General features: G+C 59.8%; 17 protein-coding genes and 2 tRNA genes. 11 read left to right on the forward strand and 8 right to left on the reverse strand.

Annotation, left to right across the window (positions count from 1 at the left end):
• Nucleotides 1–7: 7 nt before the first annotated feature.
• From BP846_RS01205 to BP846_RS01220, 4 genes are all read right to left on the reverse strand, one after another.
• Complete coding sequence (locus tag BP846_RS01205; protein WP_292392218.1) at nt 8–1,675, reverse strand: AAA family ATPase; 1,668 nt, start codon at nt 1,673–1,675, stop codon at nt 8–10.
• The gene (locus tag BP846_RS01210; RefSeq protein WP_292392219.1) at nt 1,659–2,846 is read right to left on the reverse strand and encodes a hypothetical protein; all 1,188 of its coding nucleotides are present in this window, start codon (nt 2,844–2,846) and stop codon (nt 1,659–1,661) included. The genes BP846_RS01205 and BP846_RS01210 overlap by 17 nt, the downstream gene beginning before the upstream one ends.
• Nucleotides 2,847–3,129: 283 nt before the next feature.
• Nucleotides 3,130–3,201 (reverse strand) — tRNA-Ala (locus BP846_RS01215).
• Nucleotides 3,202–3,259: 58 nt separating this feature from the next.
• A complete protein-coding gene (locus BP846_RS01220) occupies nt 3,260–4,384 on the reverse strand; it encodes a nicotinate phosphoribosyltransferase (protein WP_292392220.1) in 1,125 nt (374 codons plus the stop codon).
• 180 nt (nt 4,385–4,564) lie between these two features.
• Between BP846_RS01220 and BP846_RS01225 the strand changes: the two genes are divergently transcribed.
• Nucleotides 4,565–5,236, forward strand: a complete 672-nt coding sequence (locus tag BP846_RS01225) for an MTAP family purine nucleoside phosphorylase (RefSeq protein ID WP_292392221.1) — start codon at nt 4,565–4,567, stop codon at nt 5,234–5,236.
• A complete protein-coding gene (locus BP846_RS01230) occupies nt 5,233–6,537 on the forward strand; it encodes an amidohydrolase family protein (protein WP_292392222.1) in 1,305 nt (434 codons plus the stop codon). Before BP846_RS01225 ends, BP846_RS01230 begins: the two co-directional genes overlap by 4 nt.
• A gap of 108 nt (nt 6,538–6,645) precedes the next feature.
• Here BP846_RS01230 and BP846_RS01235 read toward each other — a convergent pair whose 3' ends face one another.
• Both BP846_RS01235 and BP846_RS01240 read right to left on the reverse strand, forming a co-directional pair.
• Nucleotides 6,646–8,424 carry a YbhB/YbcL family Raf kinase inhibitor-like protein gene (locus tag BP846_RS01235; protein WP_292392223.1) on the reverse strand — a complete coding sequence of 593 codons (1,779 nt, stop codon included), beginning with the start codon at nt 8,422–8,424 and terminating at the stop codon, nt 6,646–6,648.
• 486 nt (nt 8,425–8,910) lie between these two features.
• Entirely contained in the window at nt 8,911–10,611 is a 1,701-nt protein-coding gene (locus BP846_RS01240) for an AMP-binding protein (protein WP_292392224.1), read from the reverse strand.
• A 90-nt stretch (nt 10,612–10,701) separates the two neighbouring features.
• Between BP846_RS01240 and BP846_RS01245 the strand changes: the two genes are divergently transcribed.
• The 5 genes from BP846_RS01245 to BP846_RS01265 all read left to right on the forward strand — a co-directional run bounded on the left by BP846_RS01245 (nt 10,702) and on the right by BP846_RS01265 (nt 15,262).
• Nucleotides 10,702–10,854 (forward strand) — tRNA-Trp (locus BP846_RS01245).
• Nucleotides 10,855–10,965: 111 nt separating this feature from the next.
• Complete coding sequence (locus BP846_RS01250) at nt 10,966–11,112, forward strand: hypothetical protein (RefSeq protein WP_292392225.1); 147 nt, start codon at nt 10,966–10,968, stop codon at nt 11,110–11,112.
• A gap of 121 nt (nt 11,113–11,233) precedes the next feature.
• Nucleotides 11,234–12,415, forward strand: coding sequence for a bifunctional 5,6,7,8-tetrahydromethanopterin hydro-lyase/3-hexulose-6-phosphate synthase (locus BP846_RS01255; RefSeq protein WP_292392226.1), 1,182 nt, complete (start codon nt 11,234–11,236; stop codon nt 12,413–12,415).
• A gap of 546 nt (nt 12,416–12,961) precedes the next feature.
• Nucleotides 12,962–13,522, forward strand: a complete 561-nt coding sequence (locus BP846_RS01260) for a PH domain-containing protein (RefSeq protein ID WP_292392227.1) — start codon at nt 12,962–12,964, stop codon at nt 13,520–13,522.
• A gap of 249 nt (nt 13,523–13,771) precedes the next feature.
• The gene (locus BP846_RS01265) at nt 13,772–15,262 is read left to right on the forward strand and encodes a PH domain-containing protein (protein WP_292392228.1); all 1,491 of its coding nucleotides are present in this window, start codon (nt 13,772–13,774) and stop codon (nt 15,260–15,262) included.
• Nucleotides 15,263–15,486: 224 nt separating this feature from the next.
• On the opposite strand, the gene BP846_RS01270 is transcribed toward BP846_RS01265, so the two are convergent.
• Nucleotides 15,487–15,972: a hypothetical protein gene (locus BP846_RS01270; RefSeq protein WP_292392229.1), complete on the reverse strand. Its 486-nt coding sequence runs from the start codon at nt 15,970–15,972 to the stop codon at nt 15,487–15,489.
• A gap of 587 nt (nt 15,973–16,559) precedes the next feature.
• Here BP846_RS01270 and BP846_RS01275 point away from each other — a divergent pair.
• Nucleotides 16,560–16,754, forward strand: a complete 195-nt coding sequence (locus BP846_RS01275) for a hypothetical protein (protein ID WP_292392230.1) — start codon at nt 16,560–16,562, stop codon at nt 16,752–16,754.
• Nucleotides 16,755–16,872: 118 nt separating this feature from the next.
• Here the strand turns inward: BP846_RS01275 and BP846_RS01280 are convergent, their stop codons facing one another.
• Complete coding sequence (locus BP846_RS01280) at nt 16,873–18,636, reverse strand: TIGR03768 family metallophosphoesterase (protein WP_292392231.1); 1,764 nt, start codon at nt 18,634–18,636, stop codon at nt 16,873–16,875.
• A gap of 429 nt (nt 18,637–19,065) precedes the next feature.
• On the opposite strand from BP846_RS01280, the gene BP846_RS01285 reads away from it, so the two are divergent.
• The 3 genes from BP846_RS01285 (at nt 19,066) to BP846_RS01295 (ending at nt 19,741) form a co-directional block, all read left to right on the forward strand.
• Nucleotides 19,066–19,209: a hypothetical protein gene (locus BP846_RS01285; protein ID WP_292392232.1), complete on the forward strand. Its 144-nt coding sequence runs from the start codon at nt 19,066–19,068 to the stop codon at nt 19,207–19,209.
• On the forward strand, nt 19,206–19,367 hold the full coding sequence (locus tag BP846_RS01290) for a hypothetical protein (RefSeq protein WP_292392233.1): 162 nt from the start codon (nt 19,206–19,208) through the stop codon (nt 19,365–19,367). The genes BP846_RS01285 and BP846_RS01290 overlap by 4 nt, the downstream gene beginning before the upstream one ends.
• Before the next feature lie 194 nt (nt 19,368–19,561).
• Nucleotides 19,562–19,741 (forward strand): hypothetical protein, encoded by a 180-nt coding sequence (locus BP846_RS01295; protein ID WP_261597734.1) that lies wholly within the window; start codon nt 19,562–19,564, stop codon nt 19,739–19,741.
• Nucleotides 19,742–19,745: the final 4 nt, after the last annotated feature.

Genomic DNA, 19,745 nt, shown 5'->3' on the forward strand with positions numbered 1-19,745 from the left:
CCAACCCCTAAACCCCCACCCCCAGCTCCTCCGACCCCGTGATCGCCCGGACAATCCCGGCAACGATCGCCCGCTCCTCCGGCTGCAGCCTCGTGTAGTACAGCCTCGTATCCTTCGTCTCGACGATTGCCACGGCATCCGTGACCGGCTTCAAAAACCCCTCATACCCGGCGCCCCCGGATAGAACGATCTCGCGAACGGCGCTCCCGACCGTGGAGACCTGCCCCGCCCCGGCGAGCCGCTTCAGGAACCCCGCCGTCATCCTCCGTGCCGTTGCCGGGTCCAGGCGGCCCGCGTGCGCATACGCCGCCCGGATCAGGGAGAGGCCGTTTGCCCGGTTCCCGGCCAGCAGCTCCTCCCGCGCGAGATCGAGCGCGAGCTGCACGAACCGCGCTAGCCGGTCAGGGTCGTGGAGTTGTCCCCCGGCCTCCTGCAGCGCCGCCAGAGCATCCTCCCGCCTCCCGGCCGCGACCCGGTCCGGCAGGGCAACGCCTTCCATAACGCCCGGCACTCCCCGGTACGTTGTATCGACGGCCACCGGATGCTCATGCCAGACCTCCAGAAATCCGATGAGGGCAAACACCCGGTCCCGGCCGGCCGGCTTCCGCATCGCCCGCCACAGCGCAAAAAGCCGATCCCGGGCCTCATAGATTGTCCTCTTCTTCATCGGGCGGGAGACGACGTAGCCCTCGGCCTCCAGCCTCCGGAGCTGCACGTTCACCGTCGCCAGGTTCAGCCGGGCATGCTGTGCGACGTCTTTGGGCGTGAGCGGGGTCTCTGCGGTGAGGATCGTATCGAGAATGAGCCGCCGCTGCCCCGGAAGCCTCCGGAACACCTCCTGGTAGTAGGGCGTCTGCTCGTCCGCCAGCCTGAAGAAGGCCTCCGCCACCTCGCCTGCCCCGCACTGCGAGAGGATCTCGTACAGCCGGACCACCAGCCCCGGGTTGCCGCCGATGAGGTGCCAGAGGGCCTCGATGCCGGGCTCGTAGTCACCGAAGTTCTTGATGAAGGCAGTATTGCCGTCGACCTCCGCGACCCTCTGCATGAACTCTTTCGACTCGGCGCAGTCGAGTTCCCGGAGGTGAAAGACCCGGAAGAAGTTGTAAAACGGTTCCTCATGGTCGAGGACCCCGGGGAAGAGCGACGGTGCCGACGCAATGACCGAAAGGTTATCTGCCCGCTGGAAGACCGACCGCAGCGCCCGGACCTCGGGCCTGTCCATCTGGGAAAAGACCTCGTGGATGTTCTCGACGAATACCACGACCTGCCTCTCTCCGGCCGATGCGGTGATCCTCTCGACCGCGGCCTCGCGGACCAGCAGGTCGTCCTCGAGTGCGGTCACATCCCCGGTCTCGACCCCCATCCCCGCGAGCACCCGGAGAAAGAAGTCGGATGCCCTGAATATCGAGTACTCCTCCCCAGCAAGATGTACAGGGATCACCCGGCCGGAGAGTTCGTCGCGTATCCTCCGGCAGAGCAGGCTCATCAGGTGAGACTTCCCGGCGCCCCGGGGCCCGACCAGGAGGAAGAATCGCGGCGTTTTGCTCGCGGACGCCCGGTCCGTTTCGTCGAACAGGCTCTCCAGGAGCTCCTGCCGGCCGACAAGAAGGTGCTCGAGCGTCTTCCCCTCAAGGGCCGCGGGGAAGTAGCGGTAACACCTACCAGGTGCCGGCATAATAGATCCTCCACCAGTCCCGGAGCATCTTCGAATAGAACCGCAACTCGCCAGGAGTTTCCGAGGCGACGTAGAAGTCGTGGTTCAGTTGTGCCAGAAGCGCTCTAAACGCATCCTCGCTCTCCGATCCGGTGCTCTGCCGAAAGATCTCATAGGCAACCCCCGTAGGCAGGAACTCCGCGAGACTCACCCTGCTTAAGATGGCGCGGGCGGCCTTCGCCTCCTGCCCGGAGTAGGTCGTCTGGAGACGGCGCGAGTAGTGCTCAAAGTAGTGGCGCCCCTCGCTGCCGAGGATCCTCCTGTTGTAGACCCTCTCGACCAGCGCCGGAGAGGGCGCCCCTCCGGAGATCTCCACCTCTTCCTTCAGGCCGGAGAGGACGATCATGATGAAGTAGGGGATGTAGGGCTCGCCCACGCAGTCGAGAACCGCTCGCCCGATCTCCGGAGAATACTCCCACCCTTCCTCCCGGAAGACACGTTCGACGACGGAGAGTGCGACATCTTCGCTGAACCCCCCGATGGTGACTCTCCGGAAGTCGTTTATGACCGGGGTTCCGCCGATATGGTAGACGACGTGGTCGATGCTGACCGAGCCCCCGACGATGAACCTCACCCCGGGCGAGACCTGCCGTAGCCGCCGGAACCACAGCAGGAACTTCCTCGCATCGTCCTCCCCCATATTCTGTATGGCAACCGGAAACTCGTCGAGGATGATGCAGACCGGCCCGGTGAGCCCTGCAAAGATCTCGTCCACCTTCTTTGCCTTCTCGTGCCAGTCGTCTGAGAACTCCGCTCTCAGCCGGCCCCGGAGCTTTGCCCTGAAGGCCGGGGTCTCGATCTCATCGATGTTCTCCTGCACCAGGGCAAACGCCTTCCCGAGCGCCGAGGAGATCCGGGCCTTAGCGCTCGCTCCCTCGCACTCGACGAGCGCCGTGACGAGATCGGTGATGAACTCCCCCGGCGAGTTTACGCTCTCGACCTCAAGGAATACGCACGATTGGCGTTTGCTTGCGAGGTCTCTCTCGATCTTTCGCATGATCGAGGTCTTGCCGAACCGCCGGGGGGCGACGAGCATGACGTGGTCGTTCTTGATGGTGCTCAGGATGAACGCGGTCTCGCGCTCGCGGTCGACGAAGTCATCTCCTGTTGCGGGGCTTCCTACGGGCAGCATGTACGACACCTGACAGATCAGTTATATAACGAATCTGTTATATAACAGATTCGTTATTCCTCGGGTCGGCCTGCTCCCCGGGGAGCCGGCACCATCTCTATGCCGGTATATACGCGAGCGGCACCTGGACAGGAGACCGGAAGAATAACAGTGGACCGCGACAGCAGGCGACCCCGGGAGCGGAGGCGATCGTTCTCCAGGAGAAGTGCCGGAACGGTTGATAGAAACGCCTTACGGTACGCCGAGATGCAACTCACGGAAAAACACTGTCAAAAGAACAACATGGACCGAGCGGGAATTGAACCCGCGGCCTCTTCCATGCCAAGGAAGCGATCTACCCCTGATCTATCGGCCCCTGTTACCCTACAATGTTGATCGCGATCACTTAAAAAGGATTGGGGCCGGCCGCTCCCCTATACCTCGCGAGCAAGGCCCGAAAGCCGGGAGAGCACCCGCTCCCGCGCATCGTCCATGTTCGGGCGCGCGACGACGGCGCCCTGCCTGATGCAGGGGACGAGGAGTGGCACCCCGCCCTCCGGCGCAGGAGCCCCGAGGGGCAGCGTGACCCGCCGGCCGGGCATCTCGTAGACCTGTTTAACGCCGCTCCGCTTCCCCCGCTTCGCGTATGGCCGCCCCTCGATATCGACGATGTCCATAGCAAAGTCGATCACCGGCGCGTTTGCTATAGCGCCCCCGATGCCGAATGCGTCGGCGACGTCGCGGTAGGCGACGACATCCTCACGCGAGAGCCCGCCCGAGAGGAAGATCTTCACGTCCGGGTAGCCGTGGACGTCGAGTTCCCAGCGCACCTCCTCGACGATCGCCCGCATATCCCCCCGCCGGGACCGCGGCGTATCCAGCCGGACGGCAGTCGCACCGCACGCCGCCGCCCGGACCGCCTCGACCTTCTCGTCGGAGAGCGTATCGCAGAGCATGATCCGCGGCACCTCCGGGCCCGCCTCCCGTGCAAACGCCTGCCAGGCATCCTCAGGCCGCGGGTAGCACATAACGAACGCGTGCGGCATCGTCCCCGCGAGCGGGATCCCCTCCGGCGCACAGGTGTTGCTCGCAGCGTCCACCCCGCCGATCCAGGCCGCCCGCTCGATCATCGCCGCGATCGCCGGGTGCTGGCGGCGCGAGCCGAAGGAGAAGACCGGGCGGTCCCGTGCGGCCAGCTTCATATGCGCAGCCGCGGACGCCACCCCCGAGGCGTGGCAGAGGAACCCGAGGATGGCGGTCTCGTAGACCGCAAAGTCCCGGTAGCGCCCCGACACCCGGAGGACCGGCTCGTTTTTGGAGAAGATCGAACCCTCCGGCATGGCATCCACGTCCACCGGGACGCCCTCGAGCAGCCGGACAACGTCGTCAAGGCCGCAGAAGACCCCCCACGGGTCGGGGAGCCCTGCCGCCGTCACCTCCATCGTGACATGCGGGTTGACGCCGTCCTTCTCCATGACGTCCACGACGCGCTGGAAGTAGATATCCGTGCACCGCCCGTCCCGGATGGCGTCCTCCCCGACAATCTCAAACCTGCCCATGCCCATTCCGGTTGTCGCCGGAGGTGTAAACCCTTACGAACCGATCCTGCAGCACCATATAGATGGGATTTTCCGGTCGGACACCAACCCTCTACACAGCATGTCACACGGACGAGCGTATGCCGCTACGGCCCTCCCGGCCGGCCGGGAGGGCGTGCACCGCCGGGCGGGGTGCGTATAGTGCTCGGGATCATCGGGGGCACAAGCCTCCTCTTCGCCGACCTGCCGCCGCTTGAGAAGAAGACCGTCGCCACGCCCTACGGGAAGGCCGAGGTCCACACCGGAGCCTTCGCCCTCCTCCTGCGCCACCAGCACAACCTCCCCCCACACCGCATCAACTACCGGGCGTGCCTCGCCGCGCTCGCCATCCTCGGGGTGGACGATATCATAGCGTTCGGCTCCGCCGGCTCCCTGAAGTCGGAGATCCCGCCGGGCTCGCTTGTTATCCCCACTGACTACCTGAGCGTCACCGACATCCCGTCCATCCACGAGTGCACCATCGACCATATCCGGCCGGAACTGGACGCGGATCTCGTCCGCACCCTCGGGGAACTGGTGCCGGAGGCCCGGATGGGCGGCGTCTACGCCCAGACCCGGGGGCCGCGGATAGAGACGGTCGCCGAAGTCCGGGCGCTCGCCAAAGTCGCGGACGTCGTCGGCATGACGGTCGCAAGCGAGGCGACGCTCGCACTGGAACTCGGCATGCGGTTTGCCGCCGTCTGCACCGTGGACAACTACGCGAACGGCCTCGGGGAAGAGACCCTGACCTACGAACATATCCTTGAGACCTCCCGGGCGAACTGCCGGAGGACCGAGAAGATTCTAGAGAGTATTGTGGAGCGTCTTGCATGAACGACATATTCACCGCCCGGGGATCGGTCCTGATCGCCGGGGCCACCATCAACGGATCGACTGTGGACATCGCTATCGACGAGACAGGAACGATTGCGGGGATCGGGGAGGGCATCCGGCGCGAGTATGACGCCGATGTCGTCATCGACGGCTCCGACCGGCTTGCCGTCCCGGGCCTGGTCAACACCCACACCCACGCTGCAATGACCCTGCTCCGGGGCTACGGGGACGATATGCCGCTGCAGGAGTGGCTCTCGCAGAAGATATGGCCGCTCGAAGCCCATCTCTCCGGCGACGACGTCTACTGGGGGACGAAACTCGCGTGCCTTGAGATGATCAAGAGCGGCACGGTCGCGTTCAACGACATGTACTTCTTCATGGACCGGGCGGCGCAGGCGGTCGACGATATGGGTCTCCGGGCGACGCTCGCCTATGGGTTCATCGACCTCGGGAACGCCGAGAAGCGGGAGGCCGAGATCCGGGCGACAGAAGCCCTCGTCTCCCACGTGAAGTCGCTTGGAAACCCGCGCATCAAGGCGGCCGTCGGCCCCCACTCGATCTACACCGTCTCCCCCGAAGGCCTGCGCTGGTGCGCCAACTTCGCAGAAGAGCAGGGGATCGGCATCCACGTCCACCTCTCCGAGACCGAAAAGGAGGTCGTCGACTGCGTCGCGCAGTTCGGCAAACGCCCCGCGGCCCTCCTCGATGACTGCGGGTGCCTTACTCCCAGAACCGTCGCCGCGCACTGCTGCTGGCTCGACGAGGCCGAGTGCCGGCTCCTCGGCGAGCGGGGCGTCTCTGCCTCCCACAACCCGGCGAGCAACATGAAACTCGCCGTCAACCGGGCCATGCCCTACCACTGGCTGAAGCAGCACGGGGCGAACGTCTGCCTCGGGACCGACGGCTGCGCCTCGAACAACAGCCTCGACCTCATGGAGGAGATGAAGTTCGCCGCCCTCCTGCAGAAGTTCGCCTGGAACTCGCCGACCCTGCTCCCCGCAGGCGAAGCGGTCGCGATGGCTACGAGAGCGGGCGCCCGGGCGCTCGGGACCGGCCCCGGGACCCTGACCACGGGAGCGCCGGCCGACATTGTCCTCCTCGACGCCCGGGCGACCTGCAACACCCCCCTCCACCACACCGACTCAAACATCGTCTACGCCTGCAACGGCGGCGCGGTCATGACCGTCCTCTGCCAGGGCAGGGTCCTGATGCACGAGCGGACGGTGCCGGGAGAAGAGGAGATCGTCCGGGAAGCCGCCGCCGCGGCCCGGGCGCTGGTCGGTCGGGCTCGCGAGGCCTGAATCCTTTTTTGCCAGAAGAGGGGCTGCAGGGGTTCCTTCTCCCCGCCGGGTAGCCCCTCTTCCCGGCACATACGACCCGCATAGGGCTCAAGCCGGGCGGCATCGCGTTCACCGGCCGTAGGTCCCTACGAGCACCCCTTCAGCGACGGTGTAGTTCTGTATCTCCGCCTCAAGGACCGCCCGGTCGACGGTTGCCGGGAGGTCCGGGGTCGCGTTGAGAGCGTAGAGGTGGAAGACGTAGTGGTGCGCCGGACCCCGGGGAGGGCAGGGTCCGGTGTAGCCGGTGGTGCCGAGACTGTTGTTCCCCTGGTGCATGCCCCTGGGGAGGTCCCGCTCACGGGGCAGTCCTTCCGCAAGGCCGCTCTCTTCCGGGGAGATGTTGTAGATGACCCAGTGGGTGAAGTTCCCTCCCGGCGCGTCGGGGTCGTCCACGATCAGGGCAAGGCTCTCCGTCTCCTCAGGCACACCGCTCCAGGAGAGCGGGGGCGATATGTTGTCTCCGTCACATGTATACCGGACGGGGATCGACGTGCCGTTCGCAAAGGCGCTGGAGTTCATCTCGATCAGGGGCGACGCATTCCCCGCCTCTCCCATCAGGGTGGAGTAGCGTGGTGCATAGGTTGGGTACCCGGTCGGCGCGTAGGTTGGATACCCGGTCGGTGCATAGGTTGGATGCCCGGTCGGCGCGTAGGTTGGATACCCGGTCGGTGCATAGGTTGGATGCCCGGTCGGTGCGTAAGTGGGGTACCCGGTCGGCGCGTAGGTTGGATACCCGGTCGGTGCGTAAGTGGGGTACCCGGTCGGTGCGTAGGTGGGCTGCGCTCCCCCGCCGATGCTGGCAGAGTAGATGTTCCAGGCCCCGTCGTTGTTGCCCATCCAGACTATCCTGCCGTTGGATATATCCGGGAACATCTGTTCCGCGCTATCGGATGTGATCTGTCTTTCCTGCCCGCTCTGGATATCATAGAGATAGATATCGCCGTTTCCATTCCGGTAGTCGGTCCAGACAACATAGTTACCGTCGACGGCGGGATTGGCCGGCATGGCTCCCTCACCCGCGATCTGCTGCACCTTCTCAGTGGTGGTATCCAGCATATATAGGACTGGTGACCGGGCCTTTTCAACAACCCAGACGATCCATCTCCCGTCGCTCGAAACTGCGGGAGGGCTTGACACGTTGCCTGACGCGACATACCGCATCAGATCCCCCTTGGTGAGTGAAACCCAGCACAGGTCAGCGTGACCACTGGCTCTACGGTCGTCGAGCCAGGTTATGAAACCTCCACCGGCAGTCGGGAAGATCTGGTTGATTGAAGCATTCTCGAGAAGCGAACCGGTGTGCCCGTTAGCGATGTTATACCAGTAGATCTCGCCCCTTCCGGTTGCCATATCCAAATTCACCCAGCCGACGAAGTTGCCTGATATTGACGGAAGCGCCTGGTAGACCGGATCGTTCGTGAGCGGCGTCACCGAACCCCTCGCGGTATCATAGAGGTAGATATCGGATGACATCGTCGCGGCGTTCAGGCCAGTCCAGACGACATAGTTTCCTGAAACATCCACCTGCCGCATGGACACCACCGCATAGGTGCTGTTCCCCGGGATCGCCATGCTCCGCCCGGATGCAGCATCGTAGACCTGCACCGACATGGTACTGTTGTCAAGCCAGACAATGGTGTTGCCCGAGATTGCAGGAAACCCCTTGTCCCCCGGCCCGCTCGTGATCGCGGTCGCCCCGGATGGCGTCTGTGTCGGTCCCGGTCCTGGCAATACCTGTGTCGGTCCCGGACCCGGTGGAAATAGTTGAGCCGAAACCACACCCGCGACGAGCACAACAGCGGCGACCATAACAGCCGCAACTGCTATTTTACCCATGAGTCGTTTCATACCTGATACCTCCTGGTATCGTACATGCACCTCGCCGGCCCTCGTGCGGGGGCGAGGCTCCGGCATGAGGGCGTATGCGTCCGGGTTCCCTTACGGCGTAGAACGGTGAAGTCTGGGGTATGGCCAGTGGCGGAGCGTTGCGCACGCCCCCGAGGGCTGATAAGCAGGGTAGATACGGAGGGAAGGGTTCTCTACAGGGTGCACATCCTGACCCTACACCCCCACGCTGGAGCCGGATAGTGATCTCGACATAAATACGTTGGCCCGGGGCCTGGCCGCACCGGAGGGAGACATCACCCCCCCGGTCTCCCGCCGTTATGGTGAGGTTAAACCGCTCTTCAGCCCCGGTATTCCCAACCGGTGCCCCGCTCACGCCAACCGGCATCCTGAATCAGCCCGGTTGTGGCGCAGACCTGCGTCTCCTCCCGCAGGAGAGATGATGCGCCCCCTGGCAGTCTCACCCCGGGGCAAAAAAGAGAGCGCCGGTTACGCGGTCTCGATCTTTGATGCATGCTCGAGACTGAGTTCCTCGATTGCCATCTCCTGCATCTTAAACTTCATGACCTTCCCCGAGACCGTCATCGGGAACTCATCGACAAACTTGACATACCGCGGTATCTTAAAATGCGCTATCCTGCCGCGGCAGAACTCCTTCACCTCGTTCTCGGTGAGTTTTGCCCCGTTCTCCGTCTTGATCCAGGCCATCAACTCCTCGCCGTACTTCTTGTCCGGCACGCCGATAACGTAGGCGTCGGATATCTTCGGGTGGTTGTGGAGAAACTCCTCAATCTCACGCGGGTAGATGTTCTCGCCGCCGCGGATCACCATATCCTTCAAACGCCCGACGATCTTGACGTAGTCCTCCTCGTCCATCACCCCGAGGTCCCCGGTGTGGTTCCAGCCGTTCTCGTCGATCGTCGCCCGCGTGGCGTTTGGGTTGTTGTAGTAACATCGCATCACGCAGTAACCGCGGGCGCAGATCTCGCCGGTCTCCCCGCGGGGAAGGATCCGCTTTGTGTTCGGGTCGATGATCTTGATCTCGGTGTGGGGGAACGGTCTCCCGACAGTGGAGACCCGCCGCTCGAGCGGATCATCGATCGTGGTCATCGTGACGCCGGGCGAGGTTTCCGTCTGCCCGTAGACGATCACGATGTCCGACATATGCATCTCCCGGTTGACCTCCCGCATCACCTCGGTCGGGCAGGGCGACCCGGCCATGATACCGGTGCGGAGCGTATCAAGCCGGTATTTCGGGAAGTCCGGGTGACAGAGTTCGGCGATGAACATTGTGGGCACGCCGTGGAGCGCCGTGCACCGCTCTTCCTGCACCGCAGTGAGGACCGCTTCGGCGTTGAAGACCGGTGAAGGCAGGATCATCGCGGCGCCGTGGGTGACGCAGGCCATGTTGGAGAGGACCATACCGAAACAGTGGTAAAAGGGCACCGGGATGCAGAGCCGGTCTTTGTGGGTGAATCTCATCCCCTCGCCGATGATGAAACCGTTGTTCAATATGTTGTGGTGGGTCAGGACAACCCCCTTCGGGAACCCGGTGGTCCCGCTGGTGTACTGGATGTTGACCGCGTCGTCGAAGTCGAGCGACTCCTCACGCTCCCGGAGCTCGTCGGGGCTGATGAGCGCGGCCTTTGCCAGGAGGTCGTCCCAGGTGTACATGCCGTTGTAAGGGATGTCGCCGAGGAAGACGACGTTCTTTAAGAACGGGAACCTGTCGCAGTTGATCCGGCCCGGCTTTGCCTCGAACGCCTCAGGGCAGGACTCGTAGAACATGCCGACGTAATCGGACGTCTTGAACCGCCCCTGGAGGAGGACCGTCTGGACTTCGGACTGCTTGAGAGCGTACTCAAACTCGTACGTCCTGTATGCCGGGTTGATGTTCACCATGATGGCGCCGATCTTCGCGGTGGCGAACTGGACGAGTATCCACTCCGCATAGTTCAGCGCCCATATGGCGACCCGGTCTCCACGCTCTACATCAAGCGCCATGAGGGCGCGCGCAAGGGTGTTGACATGCTCGAGAAACTCAGCATACGTCCACCGTATATTCTGGTGGACTGAGATGAGTGCGTCGCTATCCGGATGCGCCGCTGCTATTCGGTTCAGCATCTCGCCGATGGTGATGCCGATCAGAGGTTTTTGCGAGTTCCCACACGCGTAACTGCCCTCAACCATTCTATATAAATGGGTGTCGGTACCGTTATATGATTACTGGTTTCTCCCAGCGCAACCCTTATACTGCATGGCGTCAACGATATAGAGAGTGGGGTCGTGGCCAAGCCCGGAATGGCGACGGGCTCCAGCGGTCTTTGCACGTGATGAACAATGGGTCTCCTGATTGAAAGATGATGACCCGTTGGAGCACTGATGCATGTCGGAGAGACCCGTCGATCGTGAGTTCAAATCTCACCGACCCCACATTCTCGTAAACCGGCCTTTCCTCTGATGTATACCGAAGACCGCAAGGTTTGCCCCGGTCCGGTTATTCTGTACTCTTCTTCAGCCGCCCGGCCGGCCCGGTGCCGATAGGTGAGCGCCGATATTGCCGTCGCTCTCGATGCAGGCCACCCACACCTCTTCGACCCCGCCGTCTTCGATCACCGCGAGCGCGCCCGGAGAACTCCCCACAGAGATGGATACTGTCTCGCGCCCGGCCGGGTCGTCCCCGGGGCATGATATCCCTCTTTTTCCCGCTCTCCTCGAAAAAAACCCGCTCCCTGAGCGGTTTTACGGGACAACCCGGGAGATCTTTAATAGATGTCTCACCAATATTTGTGCACTATCTGAGGGCATTTGTATGTATCTCATCGGTGAAGCATTGGTTGGAGACGGCGCAGAACTTGCGCATATAGATCTGATAATGGGGAACAAAGAGGGCGCGGTAGGACAGGCGTTTGCGAACTCGATCTCGCAGCTCTCGAAGGGCCACACGCCGCTCCTTGCGGTCATCAGGCCGAACCTGCCGACGAAGCCCTCGACGCTCGTCATACCGAAGGTCACCCTGAAGAAGGAGTACCAGGTGAACCAGATGTTCGGGCCCGTGCAGGCAGCGGTGGCGAAGGCCGTCGCCGACTCGGTCGAGGAGGGCGTCTTTGAGGGGGTCGATATCGAGGACACCGTCATCATGGCCAGCGTCTTCGTCCACCCCACCGCAGAGGACTACAACAAGATTTACCGGTTCAACTACGGCGCGATGAAACTCGCGCTCCGCCGGGCTCTTGACCGGTTCCCCGACGTCGATACGCTCATGCACGAGAAAGACCGGGCGGCCCACGCGGTCATGGGATTCAAGGTCCAGCGCCTCTGGAACCCGCCGTACCTGCAGGTCGCTATGGACCTCGTGGACAAGAACCACATGAGGAGGGTCCTTGAGTCGCTGCCCCAGAACGACCACCTGATCATCGAGGCCGGGACGCCCCTGATCAAGAAGTTCGGCCTCTCGATCATATCCGAGATCCGGGAACTCCGCCCGAACGCGTTCATCGTCGCCGACTTAAAGACGCTCGATACCGGGAACCTCGAGGCCCGGATGACCGCCGACGCCGGTGCCGATGCTGTCGTGATATCCGGTCTTGCGCCCCTCTCTACCATCGAGAAGGCGATCGAAGACACCCGGAAGACCGGCATCTACACCGTGGTGGACATGCTCAACGTCAAAGACCCGCGGGCCGTCGTCGAGCAGCTCAAGGTGAAGCCGGACGTCGTTGAACTCCACCGGGGCATCGACGTCGAGGAGACCGCGTACGCCTGGGGAGACATCGCGGCGATCAAGAAGGCGGGCGGTAAGCGGCTGCTGGTCGCGACGGCGGGCGGCATCAGGCAGCACGTCGTGAAGGATGCGCTCCATGCCGGCGCCGATATCCTCGTCGTCGGCCGGGCCATCACCGCGAGCAAGAACATCCAGGACGCGGCAGAAGAGTTCCTCAAGGAACTCGACACCGAAGAGATCGACCAGTTCAGGATCATGACCGACTTCTAAGTCGGCCAGTATCCTTTTTTTTGCCCGGGACCGGGGGTGAGCCCGGCCCGGGTGTTATCGTAAGGGAAGGGGCTCCTGCGTGAGCCGGCAGGCTCCCCGGTATATGGTTCTGCGTGTCCTGGAAGCGCCCGTGAACCAGCCCGCACGGGACTGGTGAGGGCATCCCGAACACCCACGCATCACCGGGTCTCTCCTCAGAAAGCCTCACCCCGGGGCGCGGGCAGCCGTGACGATTATCCGGCGGACAGCGGTTGAACGGGTGCATGCAGGCGAACCGCCCCGTCCTGGAGGATGTGCGTGGCTTAAGGCCCGATCCAGGGGAGGTTCTCGTCCTGTTCGCGGCCAGGATAGCGGAAACCTCATGTTCGGGCGTACCGCGGGTTTGGAATGCAGGTCCGTGTTCTCCTCCTGGCCGACACACCGTCAGGCTGTTCTGGTCATTGCGGGATCAGGGGCAGAGAATGCGGACGTTCTACGGGATACCTTAAATTGTGCTAAATTTTAAATTTAACTATGCCTTTTCCAGGCCCGACGACAGGGCGATCTATGGTTGATAAGGGGGCACCTGTTCATGAGGCGGATGAAGGAGGGGTGGGTTACAGAAGGCTGAACCGGAAGTGCATGCTCTCGATGTACATCGGTTATGCCATATCCTACACAATACTGCTGGGAGTATGTTTCCTCCTGAGATCCTACTCGCAGGGGTTCTTGGGCCCTTACTATGATTTTGTTCAATACGCCTGCCTGGCGGTCCTGGCGATCGCCCTGGTTTATATGGTGGCGGCCCCGCCGGTCTACTATGCCCGGTACAGGTACCAGATCACTGAGGACAAGGTGGATGTGCGCTATGGGATTCTCGTGATACGACACATCCTGGTACCGATCGAGAGGGTGCACCAGGTGGAAGTCACCAGGGGCCCGATCGACAACATGCTCGGCCTTGGGGATGTCACCATAACCACCGCGGGGGGAGATGCGACCATCAATTACCTGGAGATCGAAGAGGCAGAGAAGGTAGCCGACCGGCTTAACAACCTGATCGGCAGGATGCTCCAGGATCGGAAGTCACCTGCCCCGACCTCCCTGCCAGGACCTGCAAACGACTGATCGAGACCCCGGAGAAGGAGGTAAGAGATTGCAGCAGCAATACGGGCTATGCGAAGATGCAGATGGCTCCCTGGCCCGCCCGAGTAGCGGGGATGAGCACAACCATTCCGGAACAAACCCAAGACCGTTCTGTATCGACCCGGCCAGGCCGGAGAACCGGCCGCGGGTCGGCAGTACGAACAAGACCGTCCTGAACGGAAGAGCAGAAGTGGCGACCTCTCAGGTTCTCCTTACCCAGGTGAGATAAAAGTGCCCAACGAAAAGGTCAGGTGTCACCCAACCGTCATCCTGGAGAAATCACTCAAGGCGTTCTCTTCAGCGGTGATGTTTTTGATTCTCCTCTTTGTAGCGATCGATAGCAGCGCGATTGTGACCGTACTTGCGCTCTTTCTTGTCGCACTCCTGCTCTTCAACTACAGGCAGTGGAAGAGAACGACCATCCAGTTCAACGAAAGGGATGTCGTGGTAGAGAGGGACACCCTCTTTAAAATGAAGAAGACCCTCCCCTACTCAAAAATAGCGTCGGTCAACGTGAACCGGGACATATCGAACAGGCTGTTCGGGACATCGAAGTTGCTGATCAACATTAACTCGGGGAGCAGCGCCACGGTTCCGGAAGCAGTCCTGACGTTCAAGCAGGATATAGCGGACGAAATACGATCCGGGATGTCGCGGCGGCTGTATGACCATACTATCTCCCCGGAGGAGGATGAGACCATTGAGTCTGTGGCATCGTTCTCCCCGATGGACGTGGTCATACACGGTCTGTTCAGTGTTTCAACCTACCAGACCATACTGGGCTCTGCGTTCCTGGCCTATTCTCTGTTTGAACTGTATGTATCCACAGTGGCAGGGTTCCAGGTGGGCGGTAAGGCGCTGGTTCCCCTGCTGATGTTCGTTGCAGTCCAGATAGCGCCTTCGGTCTCGCTCATATTCCGTTACTACAACTACAAGGTGTATCGCAGGGGCGACACGATATACCTGCAGCATGGTCTGGTTAGGACGTACAAAACATCCTTCAACGTCTCAAGGATCAATGCCGTCCGTGTCAAAAGCACGCTTGCGGCCCGGCTTCTGCACAGGTCGTGCATAGAGGCTGAAGTAGTAGGGCTGGTATCGGAGGGCGGAGGAAGTTCGCGCCCGGTTCTCTGCCTTCTCAAAGACGATGCGACACAGCAGAAGATTCTCCGGGAACTGGTGCCGGAGTTCGTTTACGAACGCAATCCAAACAGGCAGCCCGAAGGCGCAAAGAGCGTGCTCTTGATAAGAGCCGCCATAGCGTCCCTGGTAGTGGCTGCGGTGATGTTCTACCCTTCGGTGTATGTCTACCGCGAGGCTGCAGCCCTGATCGGGGTTGTTGGTGTCCTGGGCGTGGCCTTGCAGTATGTGCTGCCCCTGGTTACGGCACTGGCAATCCTCGCGATAATCTACGCTGCGTATGTCTCCTACAGGGTCGCGGAGTTCGGCACCGGTGAAGACCTCTTCACATTCGTGAACGGTGCCGTCGACCGCGAGACTGTCGTCATGAACTACGATAAGGTGCAGATGGTCCGGATCGAGAAGGGTCCGATTGCAAGGATCTTCAACGTAGCCAGAGGAAGCGTGTACATGCTCTCCTCTACCGGGAGTGCGAGCATATCTTCGGGGTATTTCCCCGAAAACCGCCTCGCCGCCGTAGGCGAGATTGTAATGGAGCGGATCGCGAGCGGGGAGTACGATTACCGGGAGAATAGTATCTGACCGCGATCCATCGGTTCAAAGCCATGAAAGAGGGAGAAAATGGAAGGAACAGACCTGGCTGTTCGCCTCCTTCCCGGGTAAGGTTTCAGATGCATGGGGCGGGTGACAGAGCCGCAGAGTCACTATCCCCATAGACCCGGAATAATAGGAGGATAAAATGCATGGACCGTCAAGCGATTGCGAGATCAAACGGAAAATGAAAAGATCGCTTCGGTTCTCCCTCCTTAAGCGGCGATCTCTGCACTGATGCCGAAAGCGTCGGAGATCTCGCCGAGAACCGCCTCTTCCGGCTCGCTAATAGCAACGCCATGCTCCTTTGCTGCTTCGGCAACCTTCCGGCCTATCGCCAGCGACCACTTTTTGTAAGCCATTGCCTCGTCGGGAGGTACTCTGGACAGGGCTGAGGAAGCAGATTTTGCCGCCTTGATGGTTGTATTCCTGTAGCCCGTCTGGTCGTGCTTCATCAGGTCCTGTTGCTCTTTAATCAACTCCTTTCCCTTTGATTGCATCTCGGCCGATATGAGGCCGACCAGAGCACTGCCGCTTTCGGCTGCCAGGTGTGTGGGTTCCTGTACCATGGCTTTCATTTCGCCCCACGCACCCAGGACCGATGGTGCTGCGACAATAACCGCCATTGAGATCGCGTACGGTAAACTGACGAGGTTTCTCCATTCGTCATCTGTAAATTGCGCCCTCAGTTCCATATGCATTACCGGTGGTCTGTATCCGGCATGTATTATAAGATGATTTCTATGAAATCTGCAATGCCGGGAAGATGGTGGCTGTCGAGCATTACTTTTCCGGGATATCCGTAATTTTGATATAAGATAAGCTCTGGTAGCCGGGTTAAGAATGAAACTCATACAAATTGTAGGCATGCTTGTCGGCGCCTTTATTGCATTTCTTGGTCTGCTCTGGTTTCTGCAGGGTCTAGCGATAATCCAGATGCGCCCGATTCTCTGCGTCGCGAATTGCGGACCGATCGTGGGCAGTAGCCGGGGTGATTGCTTTCATCATCGGGCTTCTACCTAGAGCCCGTTGGGGATCTCTCGAAATTATCCGAAAATGATCGTAGACGTCGACGACGAAATCCGAATACCTCCTTCCTCTGTTACTTACATCAACGAGTGACCCAGATAAATCAGATCTGTGAGGATATGGGGCTCTCATCATCCAGCGTGGTCCTTCTACTATTTTGAATACTTTTTCATCCAGTTCTATGGCTGCATATCTTCTCGTTCTTGAACGGCGCCGTCGACAGCGAGACCGTCGTGATGAGAGCTACGGCAAGGTGTAGATGGTCCGGATCGTGGAAGGCCCGGTCGCCCGGCTCTTCGGCGTCGCGAGGGCGAGGGTGTACCTCCTCTCCTCGACCAGGGGGACGAGCGTTTCGTCGGGCTACTTCCCCGCGAGCCGGCTCCGCGCCATTGGAGAGATCGTGATGGAGCGGATCGCGAGCGGAGAGTACGATTATCGGAAGAATAGTATCTGAGCGGGGTGAGCGGGGGAAGGCCCCGGCTGTGAGAGATGTCGAATCCGGGAAGAGGAATTAGCTCGATCGATATGAGAAAAAGGGTGGCAGGTCAGGGCTCACCGGTAGACCGGGCCCATTAAAGTGTGATCGCCTGCCTAGAGAGCTCTTCCAGTCTGCTGAATCTTCCTGTCTTCTGAAGTATCTCCTGCATCTCCGGGGTCAACTGGAGAACAAGTTCTGCATTATATGCGCCGCTCGGTTTCATCTCTACGGGAGATTGGAATATCTGTTGGGCTGCGATAGCATACGACCGCGATCTGGCAGCGGGCGATCCGTCTCTGACCGCCGGATCGACATTGGTCGTAAAGATCGAGACGGTATCGTCGCCGTTATAGACGACCTCGAAGATCCGGAACTGCTGGGGGAACTCCCGCAGTGACGCGGTTTCAACCTGCCAGAAACCGAGCTCAGGGCGGTCAGCATCCGGAGATTTGATAGGGATCACGGTATTTTGATGGCGATGCCCCGAGATCCATACCATGAGATTTGGATAGGTCTGAAGTTTGGCTATCAGATCAACATCAGATACCGCAGCGTACTGACTCCATTTCATCAACGAACTCAGACCGGCTTCGTCCTCTTGGATGACTATCGGGATGTGTGCTGCGATGATCATAAGTTTTCCTTCAGCCTGACCACTCTCGAGTTCTTGTACCAGCCAGTCGTACCGTTCCTGATCGATAGAACCAAATCCGGAGCTGCCTTCACCGGGATCATCGTCCCTCTGGGTATCATCAAGCACAATGACCTTTATCGGAATATCTGATCTCGGTTCGAATGAATAACAGGCAAATCCCGTTGTTCTATCGGACTGGCTGAATCCATGCCCTTCTGGGCTTGAAGAGGAGTCTAAAAATTCACCGATCAACTCTGTTCTCGAGAGGGAACTGCGATTTTGATCGGCCGGGACCGTTGGGGGACCATCAGGGAAGTCGGTGACAGGGCCTGCACCGATAATGTCACCATAGGGTGTCCGACCATCGATTGCTCCCATATAGAAGCCACGGCTTTTCAACTGGCGCGGGTCGGAGAAGATATTACCCAATTCGAGTACGGCGTTACCGGTCAAGGCACTGTTGACGTGATCATCCACAGGGAAGAGACCCATCCAGAAGTGATCGTGATTGCCGAGAACCTGATACCATCTGATCGATTCATCAAGCCCTGCTGCTTTGTATGGGTCCTGGTAATCGTTGAGAGGGCCGGGGATTGGATCGTCCTTGTCACCCGAATCGGGGTTGACCATCCTGCCGTCAAGCACATCGATATACCATCGCAGTTCGTTGTACTGGCCGCTGTTAATTGCATCACCAAGGAATATGCCGAAGTCAAATGGATTCTCTTTATGAAGGGCGTTCACCGTCTGGACTGCTGCGTCGAAGACATGGGTGGTATACAGCATAGCCGGAGAGTATCCTGAAATTACACCCCATTTATAGCCATAATAGACCACTTGAGCAGGAGACTCTTTGTCGGTGATATGGATATCGCTCATGGCAAAGAAGGTCAAAAGTTTCTCTGTATTGGTATCTGATCCAGGGGTGTATCCATCCGGCATGAGGTCCAGTCTCTTCTCATAATCCAGCCCCTCGCCAAACTCCCAGACCCCATATCCATACTCTGAAAAGCTTGCGACCTGATCCGGATTCAGGGCAGGCGACGTCGAAGGGACGGGGACGGGAAGAACAGTTCTGTTAAGTGTTGTCAGGACCAGAGAATCTATTGGATAATCCGGTTCTCCCTCCTCAGGGAGTTGGGAGCCGGGAGCAGTACATCCTGCTGCAGTGATGAACACCACGAACAGAAGAGCCAGTATGGCGCCAGTTTTAGAAGCGTACATATTTTTCTTTGGATCAAATTGAATATAAGGCTTTTTACGGGAGAGCACCAGATCGTCAGATGTATATACCGGCAATGACGGGATACGACAGTACGGATAACAATACTCCTTTTCGTCCTGCAGCTGCGCCCATTCATAACGAGGCTCACAAAAGTCCGACACCCTGTGTCGCGAATTGGGAACCTATCGTGGGCGGATCCCAGTTCTGGGCGGCAGCCGGGGCGATTATGTTCATTATCGGGGTTGGTGTCGTTTTCTTCAGTGCGAGGCGCGGCGGGAAATAAACGAGTAATTGGCCCCCCGGCGAACTCCCGCCACGAGTACGGCGCCCGCTATCGGGCTGATGCCGAAGCCGGGGGACCGGGCTGGAACGGTTCACCCGAAAGGGCTAATGTCTCAGGAGTAGTAATACCGTCATAGAGGACTCCGGTGCACCCCATCATCCACGAGAAGATCCCCGATCTCGCCGGCATCGCGGCACGCCACCGCGTCAGAAGGCTCGGCATCTTCGGTTCGGCGGCAGGGGACCGGTTCGACCCGGCATCGACCTCGTCGTCGAGTTCGAACCGATGACCCCGGTGGAGCATGCACGGGCTTACTTCGGTCTCGCCGAAGATCTGGCCCGGGCCTTCGGCCGCAAGATCGATCTGGTTGAACTGTCTGCGGTGCGAAACCCGATCTTCCGCCAGGCGGTGGAAGAGACCTCGAGGGAGATCTATGCCGTCGCGTGAGGGGGGAGGGCATTTCCCAGACCGACGTAGAAGGATGGACCTGATGCAAAAACATCAGGGATAGTTACGAGGAGAAATCGGCACATTCCTTGGACCGTAGTCTAAGGGCAAGATTAAACATTCCCTGCACTAAAGAGAAGATTATATTCCTTCATTGCAGATATGGATAAAAGCATATCTGCAGGATAGTTCCCATGGCAATCAACTTCGAAGAAAACGAAGAGATTATTTTTCAACTTATCTCAGAGCTTGAAACTATTGGTGGTTTTGATATACCAACTACCATGGATGAAAGAAGAGAGATTGCCCGTTTTATCCTCAAAGTTATCGATGAAGATCTGGAAGCAACGCTGGTCGAAGAGACAGATATCTGAATAC

The organism is Methanoculleus sp. UBA303, assembly GCA_002501655.1.
GTDB lineage: Archaea > Halobacteriota > Methanomicrobia > Methanomicrobiales > Methanoculleaceae > Methanoculleus.

Coding starts and splice junctions, on each gene's coding strand:
- BP846_RS01205 (WP_292392218.1), bottom strand. CDS start 1,675: ATGCCGGCACCTGGTAGGTGTTACCGCTACTTCCCCGCGGCCCTTGAG.
- BP846_RS01210 (WP_292392219.1), bottom strand. CDS start 2,846: ATGCTGCCCGTAGGAAGCCCCGCAACAGGAGATGACTTCGTCGACCGC.
- BP846_RS01220 (WP_292392220.1), bottom strand. CDS start 4,384: ATGGGCAGGTTTGAGATTGTCGGGGAGGACGCCATCCGGGACGGGCGG.
- BP846_RS01230 (WP_292392222.1), top strand. CDS start 5,233: ATGAACGACATATTCACCGCCCGGGGATCGGTCCTGATCGCCGGGGCC.
- BP846_RS01235 (WP_292392223.1), bottom strand. CDS start 8,424: ATGAAACGACTCATGGGTAAAATAGCAGTTGCGGCTGTTATGGTCGCC.
- BP846_RS01240 (WP_292392224.1), bottom strand. CDS start 10,611: ATGGTTGAGGGCAGTTACGCGTGTGGGAACTCGCAAAAACCTCTGATC.
- BP846_RS01255 (WP_292392226.1), top strand. CDS start 11,234: ATGTATCTCATCGGTGAAGCATTGGTTGGAGACGGCGCAGAACTTGCG.
- BP846_RS01260 (WP_292392227.1), top strand. CDS start 12,962: ATGGTTGATAAGGGGGCACCTGTTCATGAGGCGGATGAAGGAGGGGTG.
- BP846_RS01270 (WP_292392229.1), bottom strand. CDS start 15,972: ATGCATATGGAACTGAGGGCGCAATTTACAGATGACGAATGGAGAAAC.
- BP846_RS01275 (WP_292392230.1), top strand. CDS start 16,560: ATGGTCCGGATCGTGGAAGGCCCGGTCGCCCGGCTCTTCGGCGTCGCG.
- BP846_RS01280 (WP_292392231.1), bottom strand. CDS start 18,636: ATGTACGCTTCTAAAACTGGCGCCATACTGGCTCTTCTGTTCGTGGTG.
- BP846_RS01290 (WP_292392233.1), top strand. CDS start 19,206: ATGACCCCGGTGGAGCATGCACGGGCTTACTTCGGTCTCGCCGAAGAT.
- BP846_RS01295 (WP_261597734.1), top strand. CDS start 19,562: ATGGCAATCAACTTCGAAGAAAACGAAGAGATTATTTTTCAACTTATC.